Raw genomic sequence first — 14,002 nt, 5'->3', positions numbered from 1 at the left:
ACGCGTCGGCGGTGAGGGTGGGTGCGATGGTTTCGAAGTAGCCCTGGCGTACGGGCATGTGGAGGTGGTCGCGGGCGAAGGTGGCGGCGGTGTGGCTGGCTTCGATGCCGCTGGCGGTGATCCCGGCCTGGTGGGCGGCTTCGAGGAAGTAACCCCCGGCGGGGCCGGCTTCGAGCAGCACTGTGGGACGGACTGTGGAAAGCAGCCAGCGCAGCCGCCGCCGTGCCTCGAACCGGCGTGGCGCGGCCCGGAAGTAGTCGTCGTAACCACCCTCGGCGAAGTAGTCCTCGTCGTATCGCCCGTCCTCGGCGGCCTGCTCCTGCGCGGTCCAGCTGAAGCCGCAGCCTTCGCAGCGGCGCAGCAGCCCGCCGAGTCGGGGCAGGTGGGCCTGCCGTGGCCCACACAGCACGCACCGCGCGGTGCGGTGGTCGACGCTCATCGCGGACCGCCCGTGCTCGGCGACAGCACCGCCGTCGGCGCGCGCAGCAGCCGGTGCAGTCGCAGCCGGTCGCTCGCGCCCAGGTGCCCGCCGGCGATCAGCAGCGCGCCGGCGACGAGCACTGTCAGACCCGCCCGGGACGACACGGCGAGGGCGGCGTCGAGGCGTCCCGGACCGTCCGGCAGGAGCTGGCTGGCCGCCGTCGTGACCAACCCGGCCGCGGCGGCCGCGGCGAGCGGCGGCCAGATCGCCCGCGCCAGCGGGGCCAGCGGCCGGTCCGTGGCGCTGTGGAAGTAGACAAGGAAGTACCCGGTGCTGAGCACCACCGCCAGCGCTGTCGACAGCGGTACGCCGAGCGGCCCGCACAGCAGCAGCATCGGCACGGTCAGGACCAGGTTGAGGACGACGGAGAGCAGTACGTACCGCGTCTCCAACCCGGGCCGGCCCTCGGCACGGGCCGCGATCGTCGCCGCCCCGGCGATCAGGTTGAGGGCGTACGCGGGCGCGAGGATGATGATGTTCGCTGCGGCCCAGGGGACCTGGTGGCCCAGCCAGAGCCGGACCAGCGGATCGGCGGTGACCATCAGCGCGGCGGTGGCCGGGGCCAGGAACAGCGCGAGGTACCGGGTGGCGGTCAGGTAGAACCGGTCCAGCCAGCCGGTGCCCTGGGACACCGTGCGGGCGACCGCTGCGGGGAACAGCGCGATGAGGGCGAAACCCGGGGGCAGGCGGAGCAGGTTGAGCAGGCGACTGCCCAGGTCGAATCCGCCGGCCACGGCCGGGCCGAAGGCACCACCGAGGATGAGGCGATCGAGTTCCACATTGACGATTCCTGCGCCGCTGGAGACCTGCACCCGCAGGCCATAGCCGCCGATCCGCCGGATGTCGGCGACGTCGGTCCGTCCCCATCGTGGGGACAGGTCCGGGCACTGGCGGTGGGTCGCCGCGGCGAGCAGGAGGGTACGGATCGCCCCGGTAGCGGCGGCCGAGGCGGCCAACGCCACCAGGCCGCCGCCGAGGCGTACCACCAGGATGGCGAGGGCTGCCCCGAGGATGGCGGTGCCGGCGCTGATCGCGGCGAGTGATCCGTACCGTTGGCCGCCTTCGAGTACGGCCCGCCACGGCAGTTCCACGGCGCCGGCCACCAGGCCGACGACCAACCAGAGGGTGGCCTGCCACGCCTCGTCGGCCAGGTCAGCGAGGCGCAGCGGCCCGACGAGCCACGGCCAGCAGGCACTGAGCGCCCCCAGGGTGAGCAGGCCCAGCAGCACGGCCCAGCCCAGCCCCAGCCCGAGCAGCCGACGTACCAGGTCGCGGTCCGCCGGGCTCTCGGCCCGCGCCACCTCGCGGACCAGTGCGGAGCCGAGTCCGAGGTCGATCAGGGCGGCCATCGCCAGCAGGCCGGTGAGCACCACCCAGATCCCGAATTCCCGTGGCCCGAGCTGCTGGTAGACGACCGGCACCGAGACCAGTCCGGCCACCGCCGCGACCATCCGCGCGGCCAGCATGCTGGCCGTGTTGCGGGTGACGCGGCTTTCCACCGCGTGGGTCGCGTTAGCCACGGGGGAACCCGCGGAACAGCTCGACGACGGTCAGCAGGAGCAGGGTCAGGTCGACCCGCATCGAGCGGCAATTGAGGTAGAGCAGGTCACACCGGAGCTTCTCCTCCACGGTGGCCGCGTATCCGCCGGTGAGCTGCGCGATGCCGGTCAGCCCCGGCCGGATCAGGTGCCGCAGGTCGTAGTCGGGCAACCGGGCGAAGCCGGCGATGAACTCCGGTCGTTCCGGGCGAGGCCCGACGAGGCTCATCTCGCCGCGCAGCACGTTCCAGAGCTGGGGCAGCTCGTCCAGCCGGGACCGTCGTAGCCAGCGACCCAGTCGGGTGATCCGGACGTCGTCCGGCAGGGCCAGGACCGGGCCGGTGGTCTGCTCTGCGCCGACCCGCATGGTCCGGAACTTGACCACCCGGAACAGGCGGCCACCCGTGCCGACGCGCTGCTGGAGGTAGAACGGTGGGCCGGTGAACGACACCACGGCGGCGATCACCGCGATCAGTGGGATCACCACGAGGGCACTGAGCAGGATCACGCCGAGGTCGAAGAGCCGCTTGAGCCGCTCGCCTCGGGGTCGACCGGCGCCGCCCGAACCCAGCCGGATCCAGGGCAGCCCACCGAAGCGCGCCATCGCGGGTGCCCGCAGCAGACCGTAGACGGGACGGGCCAGCACCATGATCTCGACGCCGGCACTCATGCAACTGGTGATGATGCGGTCGTCGATGCTCTCCAGGGAGTGCTTGAGCAACAGGAGTCGAGGGCGGACGCCGGCCAGCACTCTGGCGAACTCCTCGGCGCAGACCGGCACCGGGAGCCGGACGGCCACGTCGAACTCCTCGTCGAGGCGGTCGGGCGTGGTGGCCGCGTCGTTCGCCTCGAGGACCACCACGCGGGCCCGCCGTCGGTGCTGGTCGGAGCGGGTGGCCTGCTCGTAGCGGGTGAACAACTCCTGAAGCTGCAGCGGGATCTCCGGGCGTTGTCGCGTCTCGGACTCTGGTGCCCCGGCGAGGTCGTGGGAGGTTGCGCTGTCGTTGCCCGGCAACGGAGCTGAGTCCGCGGTCACGGGTTCCGGGGTCTTCCTCAACGCGCCGACCTCCATCTCCGTCAGGTGGTTCGAGGGCATGCGGATGAGCACCCCGGAAGTAAGCTACTAGTCACAAAAGCCCCATTAGTCCCGGATAGGTAAAAACAGGACTTCTCGTCCTCAACCTCGCATAGCTACCCAAACTGTTGGGCGAAACATCCCTTTAGTAGGTATTCAGTGAGTTACGGTCGTGCCGGCCGTCCGGTTGCCGCTGAGGGCCGACAACCCCGTCGTTCCAAGGAGTTCCACATGGACCAGCCAGCTGTTGCCGTCGGTGTCGACCCGCCGAAGGACCTGATCCCCGGACGCGTGCTGGTGACCGGAGGCGCCGGCTTCATCGGCAGCCACGTGGTCGCCCGGCTGATGTTGATGGGCAGTCAGGTCCGGGTGCTCGACAACTTCTCCACCGGTCGGATCGAGAACCTGGCCGATGCCGCGTACGGCGGGCTGACCGAGGCCGACGTCGTCTCGGGAGACATCCGTACGCCGGAGGGTGTCGAGGTCATCCACCAGTGGCAGCCGGACGTGGTGGTGCACCTCGCCGCGCAGCCCAGCGTTCCCGCGGCCCGTCGGTCACCCCTGTACGACGCCGACGTGAACGTCTTCGGCACCGTCAACGTGCTGGACGCCTGCGCCCGTGGGGGCGTACGGCTGGTGATCAACGCGGCCAGCAGCGCCATCTTCGGCAGCGTCGCCGCCCACGACCTGCCGGTCCGGGAGGACCATCCGATCGCCCCGGTGAGCCCGTACGGCGTCAGCAAGGCCGCCGGCGTGCACTACCTCGACTGGTACGGGCGTCAGCACGGCCTGCCGTACACCTCGATGGTGTTCGGCAACGTCTACGGACCCCGGCAGGAGGGCAGCGACTGCGGCGTGGTGTCCCTGATGGCCGACGCGCTGCTCGGCGGCCGGCAGGTGGTGATCTACGACGACGGTACGCAGACCCGGGACTTCATCCATGTCAGCGACGTCGCCGAGGCGATCGCCGTCGCCTGTCACCACCCCGGGGTGGGTCTGGTCAACATCGCCTCGGGTCGGCAGACGAGCGTCAACGAGGTCTACGACACGGTCCGGGAGGCGTCCGGCGTCGGCAACGCGGCCCGGTACGAGCCGCTGCCCTGGCCGGGCGAGGTGCGCAACATGGCGCTGGACACCAGGAAGGCGCGCGAGCTGCTCGGGTGGTACCCGAAGATCGGCTTCACCGAGGGCGTACGGATGACAGTGCGTGACGCCCGTCGCCGCCAGGCCGGCAGCCAGATCCTGTCCCCGGTGCGGGCGCTGGAGCGCGCCGTCAGCCACTGAGGACTCGGCGTGTAATTCCCGTCATCTGATCGGTATTTTCATTGATCAGTCTAACTCTTGCGGGTCGGCATCCACTGCTGCCACGATGGCCGTCAATGCCTTCCGTCCCGAAGGAGTGGTCGTCATGGCGGTCTCCCGCCGCAGGTTCGTCACATCGGTGCTGGCCGGGTCCGCCCTCGCCACCGCCTCCACCACCGAGCTGCTCACCAGCCTGTCCAGCCCCGCCCACGCCGCCAGTCCCCCCGGGGACGTGGTCGGCAAGGTGACCGTCGGCTACCAGGGCTGGTTCAGCGCACCCGGCGACGGGGCGCCGATCGGCGGCTGGTGGCACTGGGGCCGCGACCGGTTCCAGCCGCCCTCACCCGCCAACACCACGATCGTGTCCTGGCCGGACATGCGCGAGTACACCCGCACCTACCCCACCGCGTACCCCAACCTGGGCAACGGCCAGCCGGCCACCCTCTTCTCCTCCTACGACCAGCAGACGGTGGACACCCACTTCCGCTGGATGCAGGAGAACGGCTGCGACACCGCAGCGCTGCAACGGTTCAACCCGATGGGCGACGAGGGCCCGACCCGCGACGCGATGACCCAGAAGGTGCGCTCCGCCGCCGAACGCTACAACCGCAAGTTCTACATCATGTACGACGTCACCGACTGGCTGACCTTCCAATCGGAGATCAAGACCGACTGGACGACGAAGATGGCCGCGTACACCGCGTCCTCGGCGTACGCCCGACAGAACGGCAAACCGGTCGTCTGCATCTGGGGCTTCGGCTTCAGCGAGCCCAGCCGACCCTTCACCCCCGGGCCCTGCCTGGAGGTCATCAACTGGTTCAAGGCCCAGGGCTGCTACGTCATCGGTGGCGTGCCCACCTGGTGGCGGCAGGGCATCGAGGACTCCCGCCCCGGCTTCCTCGACGTCTACCACGCGTTCCACGCGATCTCGCCATGGATGGTCTACCGGGCCAGGACGGTGGAGGAGCTGGACTCCTACTACAACAACGTCAACGTCGGCGACATGGCCGACTGCGCGGCGCGCGGCATCGACTACCTGCCCTGCGTGATGCCTGGCGACCTCGCCGGAGGCCACCGCAAACACGGCGACTTCTACTGGCGGCACATCTACAACATGGTCCGGCTCGGCTCCCAGGGCCTCTACGTGTCCATGTTCGACGAATACAACGAGGGCAACCAGATCGCGAAGACGTCCGAGACCCAGGCCACCACCCCGGCCGGCGCGAACATCCGCGCCCTGGACGAGGACGGCGTGGCCTGCTCCTCCGACTACTACCTCCGGATCACCGCCGACGGCGGCCGGATGCTCAAGGGGCAGCTCGCCCTCACCCCGGTCCGCCCCACCCCACCGATGGTCGGCACCCCGCCCCCGACCGGCGGCGACCTCGCGGCCGGCCGGTCCACCTCGGCCAGTAGCCAGAACGGCCCGTTCCCGGCCTCGAACGCGGTGGACTCCGACGCCGGCAGCTACTGGGAGAGCGGCGGCGGCGCCTTCCCACACTGGTGGCAGGTCGACCTCGGCGCCAGCCACCAGGTCAACAAGCTCGTCGTACGGCTGCCCGCCGGCTGGGGCGCGCGTACCCAGACCATCACCGTGCAGGGCAGCGTCGACGGCAGCACCTTCTCGACCATCGCCGCGGCCTCGGCGTTCGCCTTCGACCCGGCGACCGGCAACACCGTCACCCGCACGCTGACGACCACCACGGCCCGCTACGTCCGGCTGAGCATCGCCGGCAACACCGGCTGGCCGGCGGGCCAGCTCGCCAAGGTCGAGGTGTACGCGGGCAGCACCACCCCGGACAACCCGCCGACCGCCCCGAGCGGCCTCGCGGTCACCGGCAAGACGTCGACAAGTGTGTCGCTGTCCTGGACGGCCTCCACCGACGACACCGGGGTCACCGGTTACCAGGTGCGCCAGGGCGGCACCGTCGTCGCCACCGTCACGGGCACCACGGCGACGGTGAGCGGGCTCAGCGCGTCCACCGCGTACACCTTCACGGTCGTCGCCCGCGACGCCGCCGGCAACACCTCCAGCGCGTCGAACGCGGTCACCGTCACCACGGACGCCGCGGCCAACTCGGACCTGGCCCGGGGCCGATCCACGTCGGAGAGCAGCCACGTTCAGAGCTACGGGTCGGGCAACGTGGTCGACGGTGACGCCAACAGCTACTGGGAGAGCACCAACAGCGCGTTCCCACAGTGGGTGCAGGTCGACCTGGGCGCGACGCGCACGGTCGGGCGGGTGGTGCTGAAGCTGCCTCCGTCGTCGGCGTGGGGTGCTCGGACGCAGACACTGTCCGTGCAGGGCAGCACCGACGGGAGCAGCTTCGGCACGCTCGTCGGATCGGCGGGGCGCACCTTCGACCCGGCCACCGGCAACCAGGTGACGCTGACCTTCAGCGCCGCGCAGACGCGTTACGTGCGGATCGCCGTCACCGGCAACACCGGCTGGCCGGCAGGACAGCTCTCGGCCCTGGAGGTCTACGCCAGCTGACCGAGGCGTGGGCGGCCGTCGGGGAGCGGCGGCCGCCCAGCCCCGAGGTCCGACACCCGGACTACCCGATCATGGCTGCCTGACGAGGCACTAGTTACCGACGCCGAGGCTCGACATGAACGCCGCCGGGTAACGGTCACCCCGCGCGGCACCCTTCGGAACGGCCGCCTCGATCTCTTCGAGATCATCGGCCGACAGCTTCACGTCCAGCGCCGGCAACGCCTCGGCCAGCCGCTGCCGGGTACGCGCACCGACCAGCGGAACGATGAACGGGTCCTGCGTTGCCACCCACGCGATCGCCAACTGCGCCACAGTGCACCCCTTCGCGTGGGCGACCCGGCGCAACGCCTCCACCAGGGCGAGGTTGTGCGGCGCGTTCTCGGCGGAGAAGCGGGGACTGTGGTTACGCGGATCGTCCGCCCGCCCCGGCGTCCAGTTCCCCGAGAGCAGGCCACGGCTCAGCACCCCGTACGCGGTCAGGCCGATGCCCAGCTCCCGCAGCGTGGGCAGCACGTCGGCCTCGACCGCCCGCGACAGCAGCGAGTATTCAATCTGAAGATCAGCAACCGGATGTACGGCGTGCGCCCGCCGGACGGTCTCCGCGTCAACCTCGGAGAGCCCCACATACCGCACGTAGCCGGCGTCGATCATCTCCTTGATCGCGCCGATCGTGTCCTCGATCGGCACCGACCGGTCGAGTCGGGCCGGCCGGTAGATGTCCACGTAGTCGACGCCGAGCCGGGTCAGCGAGTAGCTCAGGAAGTTCCGCACCGAAGCCGGGCGGGAGTCCTGACCGGCGAACCGCATGCCCGGCCCCACCTGCTGCCCGAACTTCACACTCAGCAGATAGCTGTCCCGGTCGCGCCCCCGCAACGCCTCCGACAGCAGCAGCTCGTTGTGCCCCATGCCATAGAAGTCGCCGGTGTCGACCAGCGTGACCCCCGCGTCCAGCGCGGCCCGTACGGTGGCGATGCTCTCCTCGCGATCGGCCGGCCCGTACGTGCCCGACATGCTCATCGCCCCCAGCCCCACCGCGGAAACCTTGGGACCCGTGTTGCCCAGAGTGCGTGTCTGCATCGAAACTCTCCTCATCGGTCGATTTCGCCTCCACCCTGCGCCGCTTTCCGGCCCGCCGGCAGCGGAGCGCTTATCGTGGGAGCGCCGCTCCCTGGCTCGGTGCCCAGTCCCCGAGGCAGCATGGAGGCATGCAGCGTGAGCAGCTCGCCGACTTCCTGAGGCGTCGGCGCGAGGCCATCCGCCCCGCCGAGGTCGGCATCGCCGGCGGCCCCCGCCGCCGCACCGCCGGCCTGCGCCGCGAGGAGGTCGCCATGCTCGCCGGCATGTCCGTCGACTACGTCGTACGCCTTGAGCAGGGCCGTAGCAGCCAGCCGTCGACCCAGCTGCTCGGTGCCCTGGCCCGGGCCCTGCGCCTGACCGACGACGAGCGAAGCCACCTGTTCCACCTGGCCGGCCACCAGCCGCCGCCCGCCGACGGCATCGCCAGCCTGGCCCGGGCCGGCCTGGTCCGCCTGCTCGACCTGGTTGGCGGCACCCCCGCCATGGTCCTGTCCGACCTCGGCGAGGTCCTTGCGCAGAACCGCATGTCGATCCTGCTCACCGGCGACCACACCGGGCTGACCGGCGACCGCCGCTACGTCGCCTACCGCTACTTCACCGACCCGGTCATCCGCGACCTCCACGGCCCCGAGGAATGGCAGCGGCACGCCCGCCAGCAGGTCGCCGACCTGCGCGCGGTGGCCGGTCGGCGGGCCGGCGATCCGGCCGTGACCGGTCTGATCGAACGGTTGCGGGCTGCGAGCGACGACTTCCGGCGGCTGTGGGCCGAGCACGAGGTGGCGGTGCGCCGGGCCGACCGCAAGACGTTCATGCACCCGCGCGTGGGCCGCATCACGATGGACTGCGAAACCCTGGTCACCCCCGACCTAGGCCAGCAGCTGCTGGTGCTGACCCCGGCCGACGCCGAGGCGCGGGAGAAGCTTGAGTTGCTGCGCGTGCTGGGGGTCGAGGAGTTCCCGGCCGGTGTGCCGCACTGACAGTCGGGTTTACCCGCTGACGGACGAGCGCCGGCGCACGTCGTCCGCCGGGTTGATGGTGCGCACCGGGTCGGGCACCGACCCCCGGGGCTGCCACTCGCGGGGGTAGCCGAGGGAGACCTCCTCGAAACGCACCCCGTCGTGGAAGGTGGTGCGGGGGATGTGCAGGTGCCCGTACACGACGGTGGACGCGCCGAAGCGCAGGTGCCAGTCGCTGGTGCGGACGGTGCCGCACCACTGGGCGAAGACCGGGAAACGCAGGACGTCGGTGGGGTCCCGCACCAGCGGGTAGTGGTTGACGAGCACCGTCGGCAGCGCCGGGTCGCGTTCGGCCAGCCGGCGTTCGGTCTCGGCGACCCGTGCCGCGCACCACGCCTCCCGGCTCGGGTACGGGTCGGGGTGCAGCAGTGCCTCGTCGGTGCACACCACCCCGGCCTGGTACGCCAAAGCCAGTGATTCCTGCTGGGTGCGCGCCTGTGGCACCCGGAACGTGTAGTCGTAGAGCACGAAGAGCGGGGCGATGGTGGCCGGGCCGCCGTCGCCGTCCCACACCGGGTACGGATCCTCCGGGGTGAGCACCCCCAACCGCTGGCACATCCGCACCAGCTCGCGGTAGCGCTCCTCGCCGCGCAACGTGACCGGGTCGCGCGGTGGCGTCCACAGCTCGTGGTTGCCCGGCGCCCAGACGACCCGGGCGAACCGGCTGCTCAGCAGCCCGAGCGCCCACTCGATGTCGGCGAACCGGTCGGCGACGTCCCCGGCGACGAGCAGCCAGTCACCGGCATTCTCCGGGTGCAGCTCCTGGACGAACGCGCGGTTCTGCGGGTGCCCGATGTGCAGGTCACTGACGGCCCGCAGCCGGGGCGGAAGTTTCACCCCCCGAGGTTAGGGCGGCGGGGGAGGGTCCGGGAACCCCTGTTCCTGCTGTTCGGGCCGATCTGACGGCCCGCATATCCGTCGACCGGGCGGGAAAGCGCGGGGCGTCCGACAGCCCAAACCGGAGCAGGAGTAAAACATGCCTTTCATTACCGTGGGGACGGAAAACTCCGCGCCCATCGACCTGTACTACGAGGACCACGGTTCCGGTAAGCCGGTGGTGCTCATCCACGGCTTCCCGTTCAACGGTGCGACCTGGGAGAAGGAGACCACCGCGCTACTCAACGCCGGATACCGGACGATCACCATTGATCGGCGCGGTTACGGCAACTCCGCCCAGCCGGCGTTCGGGTACGACTACAACACGTTCGCGGCGGACCTGGACGTGTTGATGACCGAGCTGGACCTCAAGGAGGCGACCCTCATCGGTCACTCGATGGGCACCGGCGAGGTGGTCCGCTACCTGGGTAACTACGGCTCGCAGCGGGTGAGCCGGGCCGTGCTGCTCAGCCCGCTGCAACCGATGCTGGCCAAGGCGAGCGACAACCCGGAGGGTGTCGACCGGAGCCTCTTCAAGGGCTTCCAGGACGCCATCATCAAGGACCGCTTCGCCTACCTGACGTCCTTCTGCGACGCGTTCTTCAACCCGGACCAGAACATGGGTAAGCGAGTCAGCGAGGAGGCGTACCGGGCGCACTGGCAGATCGGTGCGATGGCTTCCGGCAAGGCCACCCACGACAGCGTGGACGCCTGGCAGGAGGACTTCCGCCCGGATCTGCCGAAGATCAACATTCCGGTGTTGATCGTCCAGGGTGACCAGGACCGTGTGCTTCCCTACCCGGTGACCGGTCAGCGGCTCGGGCCGATGATGCCGACCGCCCAGCTCGTCACGCTCAAGGGCGCGCCGCACGGCATCCCGTGGACCCACGCCGACGAGGTCAACAAGGCGATCATGGACTTCATGAAGCAGCCGGCCAAGGCTCGCGCCTGACCCGTACCGGTAGCCGATCGGACGCCAGCGCCAACCCGGCGCTGCGACACCCGGCCCACGGTTTCGCACCCGGGGCCGGGTGTCGTCCGCGTTCAGGCCCGGCGCGCCACCACCGCGCCGTTGGCGCCCGGCGCGTCGAACGGCACCGTACGCACGTCGACGAAGCCGGCGTCGGTGAGCCAGGCAGCGTACTCGGCGCCCGAGTAGTTCCGGCCACCCTCGGTCTCGACGAGCATGTTCATCCCCATCAGGGCCGCTTCCGGCGGCCCGGTGCGCTCATCGTTCAGCAGCAGTTCGCAGACCACGATCGCTCCACCGGGCGGCAACGCCGCGTGGCACCGGGCCAGCAACGCCCGGTTGGTCGGCTCGTCCCAGTCGTGCAGGATCATGCTGAGCAGGATGACGTCGTGCCCGTCGGGTAGCGCCGGGTCGGCGAGGAAGTCACCGCCCACCGCGTCGATCCGCCCGGTCAGGCCGGCCTCCGCTATCCGCTCCCGGGCCCGCACGCAGACGTGCGGCAGATCCAGGACGGTGGCCCGCAGCTCGGGCAGGCGGCGGCAGAACTCGATCGGGAACGCGCCGGCACCGCCGCCCACGTCGAGCAGCCGGCGGTGCGCCGAGAAGTCGTACGCGTCGGCCAGCGCGCTGGCGGTGAAGCTGGACGTGGAGAACATCGCGTCCCAGAACTGCGCCAGCATCTCCGGATCGGCGGTGTCGAACATCGACTGTTGGGCCTCCGGGTCCCAGGTCAACGGCCGATCCGTGCGCAGGGCCTCCCCGATGCGGTGCCAGGGCAGGTAGGTGCGCAGGTCCGAGTAACGAACCTGCGCCCCGAAGTAGTACGGGCGACCCTCGACCAGGAACTGCTCGGCCAACTCCGAGTTGCGGTAGCCGTCGCCCGCCTTCTCCAACAGGCCGAGCGACGCGCTGGCGGCCAGCAACAGGTCCGCGGGCCGGTCGGGCAGCCCGAACTCGGCGGCGGCCTGCTCGACGGTCATCGTCCGCCCGCCGGCCAACCGGGTGAACAGACCGAGCTCGACGCCGGCCGCGAGGGTCTTGAACCCCCACACACCGGCCACCAGGCGCATGAGGGGAGTGGGAGTGATCACCCCGACATCAGATCACGATTTGCCGCCGTCCACGATGGTCGGTCATGCCCGGATCAGCGTCACCAACCCCGCGGCCACCAGCACTCCGGCCCAGAGCCGGTCCACGTTGAACCAGGCCCGACGCAGCACGCCGACCCCGAGCACCTGGTAGACCAGCAGCGCCACGGCCAGGGCGACGCCGAGCATGGCCACGGTGTGCACCCCGGCCGCCGCGAGGCCGGACAGCGCGCCGACCGGCGCGGCGGCCAGGTGCCCGGAGTGACCCCCGGGCACCGGCTCGGCCACCAGCACCGGCACCAGCATGAGCCCTGCCCCGTGCGCCGACGACATGAGGAACGACCAGGCGGCGAGCTGTGCTGCGGACAGTCGCATCCCTGCCCAGCGGAAGTGCCGCTCGGAGAGCAGCCGCCACAGCCCGAAGGCCACCAGCACCACACCGCCGACCACCGCGAGGGTGCTGCTCGCCGTCACCGAGCGGGTCGCGGCGACCAACGCGGCGACGATGGCCACCGAGGCGAGATGCCCCACCGCGATCGGCGGCAGGGCGCGCAGCAGCGCCAGCCGGCTGCGCTCCTGAAGGCCCCGCGCCACGGCGAACAGCCAACCCATCGCCGGGTTCAGACCATGGAACGCGCCGAGCGCGGCGAGCGTCGCGAGGGTGGTGACGGTCATGGATAGCAGTACGAGTCGGAGGAGGCGTCGCCGCCCTGCAACCGGGTCTGGTGCACCCGCAGGCCCCGGAACTCATCCCCGTGCGGAAAGAACCGCTCATCCGGGGTGAGCCCGCCGGCGTCCACGTCGACGTCGAGCTTGGCCAGCCAGGCACCCACCCCGTCGGGGTAGAACTGGTCGTCCCACGCGCCGTAGAGCGAGTTGCTGACGTAGACGCGCCGGCCGTCCCGGCTGACCTCCACCATCTGCGGGCCACCCGCGAGGGCCTCATCGGGTGCGGACGGGTGCGCGGTGCGGCGGACGATCCCGCCGAGGTGCACCGAGCCTGTCTGGACCGGGTGCAGCGGGTCGCTGACGTCGTACTGGCGCAGCTCCCCGGTGCCCCAGCAGGAGACGTAGAGGAACCTGTCGTCGACCGACAGGTCGATGTCGGTCACCAGCGGCGGCACCGCCCCGAACGGCTTGAGCAGGTCGGGCAGGTTCGCCGGGTCGGCCGGCTCGGCCGGGATGTCGATGACCTTGGTGACCGCCCAGGCGTCCCCGTCGCGGTGCCAGAGCCAGATCGAGGCGGACAGGTCCTCGACGCTGATCACCACGCCGACGAACCCGTACGACTTCGTCGGATCGTGTGCCGGCCGCAGCTCCAGCGGCATCTGGTACTGGTCGCCGAGATCGACCCGTTGGACGTGCCGGCGTTTCGCCAGATCCCAGAAGTGGATGGCGTGCCCGTAGCGTCGACCCAGCAGCAGCTCACCGATGATGCCGTCCTCGATCATCGGCGGGGTGCCCCACTCGCTGGTGACCAGCACGTCCTGGGTCAGGTGCCACCACACGTCGTACGCCAGGAACTGCGGCCCCCGGTCGGCCTCCCACGCCCCGCGGACCTCGAACGTGGTGTGGTCGAGGATGGCGATGCCACCCGGGCCGTCCGCGCCGTCCGCGCCGCCGAGAGCGGAGAGGTAGATGCCGTCCGGGCCACAGTGCACTGTGTGCGGCCGTGAGTAGCCGGCCCGCTTCGCCAACTCGTCGGCCCCGATCACCTTGACGATCTGCGGCTGGCGCGGATCCGGCTGGGTGTCGAGCACGTGGATGCGCGACGACCGCAGGCCGGGGACGATCAGGTAACGCCGCTCGACATGCGGGTGCGGCGCGGTCGGGCAGAGCGCGCTGCTGCACGCGTTCCAGCCGAAGTGGTGCAGCTCGTCACCCACGTACGGCAGGTCGGTCCAGCCGACGACCCGGCCGTAGTCGGGGGAGTCGGGGTCGGTGTCCAGCACCACGATGGCGTCCGGACGGCTGGCCGTCCGGTCGAAGGCCGCCACGTAGGCGAGCTTCTCCGCCGGCGCGGTCACCGCCTCGCGGGGCGAGGGGTAGAACGTGGGGTCGGGGGTCCAGCGGGTCATCGCAGCT

General features: G+C 70.7%; 12 protein-coding genes. 4 read left to right on the top strand and 8 right to left on the bottom strand.

Going from position 1 to position 14,002, the window contains the following annotated elements:
- The 3 genes from AB0B68_RS07965 to AB0B68_RS07955 form a co-directional block, all read right to left on the bottom strand.
- The coding region (locus AB0B68_RS07965) for a hypothetical protein (protein ID WP_357258466.1) at window positions 1-439 on the bottom strand (439 nt) is incomplete at its 3' end.
- The gene (locus tag AB0B68_RS07960) at window positions 436-2,001 is read right to left on the bottom strand and encodes an oligosaccharide flippase family protein (protein ID WP_357258462.1); all 1,566 of its coding nucleotides are present in this window, start codon (window positions 1,999-2,001) and stop codon (window positions 436-438) included. The genes AB0B68_RS07965 and AB0B68_RS07960, both read right to left, overlap by 4 nt.
- On the bottom strand, window positions 1,994-3,115 hold the full coding sequence (locus AB0B68_RS07955; protein WP_357196335.1) for a sugar transferase: 1,122 nt from the start codon (window positions 3,113-3,115) through the stop codon (window positions 1,994-1,996). Before AB0B68_RS07955 ends, AB0B68_RS07960 begins: the two co-directional genes overlap by 8 nt.
- A gap of 210 nt (window positions 3,116-3,325) precedes the next feature.
- Here AB0B68_RS07955 and AB0B68_RS07950 point away from each other — a divergent pair, with 210 nt between their 5' ends.
- On the top strand, window positions 3,326-4,378 hold the full coding sequence (locus AB0B68_RS07950) for a GDP-mannose 4,6-dehydratase (protein ID WP_357196332.1): 1,053 nt from the start codon (window positions 3,326-3,328) through the stop codon (window positions 4,376-4,378).
- 124 nt (window positions 4,379-4,502) lie between these two features.
- A complete protein-coding gene (locus AB0B68_RS07945) occupies window positions 4,503-6,890 on the top strand; it encodes a discoidin domain-containing protein (protein ID WP_357258459.1) in 2,388 nt (795 codons plus the stop codon).
- 90 nt (window positions 6,891-6,980) lie between these two features.
- On the opposite strand, the gene AB0B68_RS07940 is transcribed toward AB0B68_RS07945, so the two are convergent.
- A complete protein-coding gene (locus tag AB0B68_RS07940; RefSeq protein WP_357258456.1) occupies window positions 6,981-7,967 on the bottom strand; it encodes an aldo/keto reductase in 987 nt (328 codons plus the stop codon).
- Window positions 7,968-8,095: 128 nt separating this feature from the next.
- Here AB0B68_RS07940 and AB0B68_RS07935 point away from each other — a divergent pair, with 128 nt between their 5' ends.
- On the top strand, window positions 8,096-8,944 hold the full coding sequence (locus tag AB0B68_RS07935) for a helix-turn-helix transcriptional regulator (protein WP_357196323.1): 849 nt from the start codon (window positions 8,096-8,098) through the stop codon (window positions 8,942-8,944).
- A 9-nt stretch (window positions 8,945-8,953) separates the two neighbouring features.
- Here AB0B68_RS07935 and AB0B68_RS07930 read toward each other — a convergent pair whose 3' ends face one another.
- Window positions 8,954-9,820: a metallophosphoesterase gene (locus AB0B68_RS07930; RefSeq protein ID WP_357258453.1), complete on the bottom strand. Its 867-nt coding sequence runs from the start codon at window positions 9,818-9,820 to the stop codon at window positions 8,954-8,956.
- 139 nt (window positions 9,821-9,959) lie between these two features.
- Here AB0B68_RS07930 and AB0B68_RS07925 point away from each other — a divergent pair, with 139 nt between their 5' ends.
- Window positions 9,960-10,811 (top strand): alpha/beta hydrolase, encoded by an 852-nt coding sequence (locus AB0B68_RS07925; protein ID WP_357196317.1) that lies wholly within the window; start codon window positions 9,960-9,962, stop codon window positions 10,809-10,811.
- A 92-nt stretch (window positions 10,812-10,903) separates the two neighbouring features.
- On the opposite strand, the gene AB0B68_RS07920 is transcribed toward AB0B68_RS07925, so the two are convergent.
- The 3 genes from AB0B68_RS07920 to AB0B68_RS07910 are packed head-to-tail and all read right to left on the bottom strand — an operon-like array spanning window position 10,904 to window position 13,995.
- On the bottom strand, window positions 10,904-11,920 hold the full coding sequence (locus AB0B68_RS07920; RefSeq protein WP_355006668.1) for a methyltransferase: 1,017 nt from the start codon (window positions 11,918-11,920) through the stop codon (window positions 10,904-10,906).
- A 42-nt stretch (window positions 11,921-11,962) separates the two neighbouring features.
- The gene (locus AB0B68_RS07915) at window positions 11,963-12,592 is read right to left on the bottom strand and encodes a hypothetical protein (RefSeq protein ID WP_357196313.1); all 630 of its coding nucleotides are present in this window, start codon (window positions 12,590-12,592) and stop codon (window positions 11,963-11,965) included.
- Window positions 12,589-13,995 carry a selenium-binding protein SBP56-related protein gene (locus AB0B68_RS07910; RefSeq protein WP_357196310.1) on the bottom strand — a complete coding sequence of 469 codons (1,407 nt, stop codon included), beginning with the start codon at window positions 13,993-13,995 and terminating at the stop codon, window positions 12,589-12,591. Before AB0B68_RS07910 ends, AB0B68_RS07915 begins: the two co-directional genes overlap by 4 nt.
- Window positions 13,996-14,002 lie beyond the last annotated feature (7 nt).

The organism is Micromonospora sp. NPDC049049 (assembly GCF_040649115.1).
Lineage (GTDB): Bacteria > Actinomycetota > Actinomycetes > Mycobacteriales > Micromonosporaceae > Micromonospora.
Note: the sequence above shows the minus strand (reverse complement) of the source record. Positions and strands in the feature narration are given on the sequence as shown.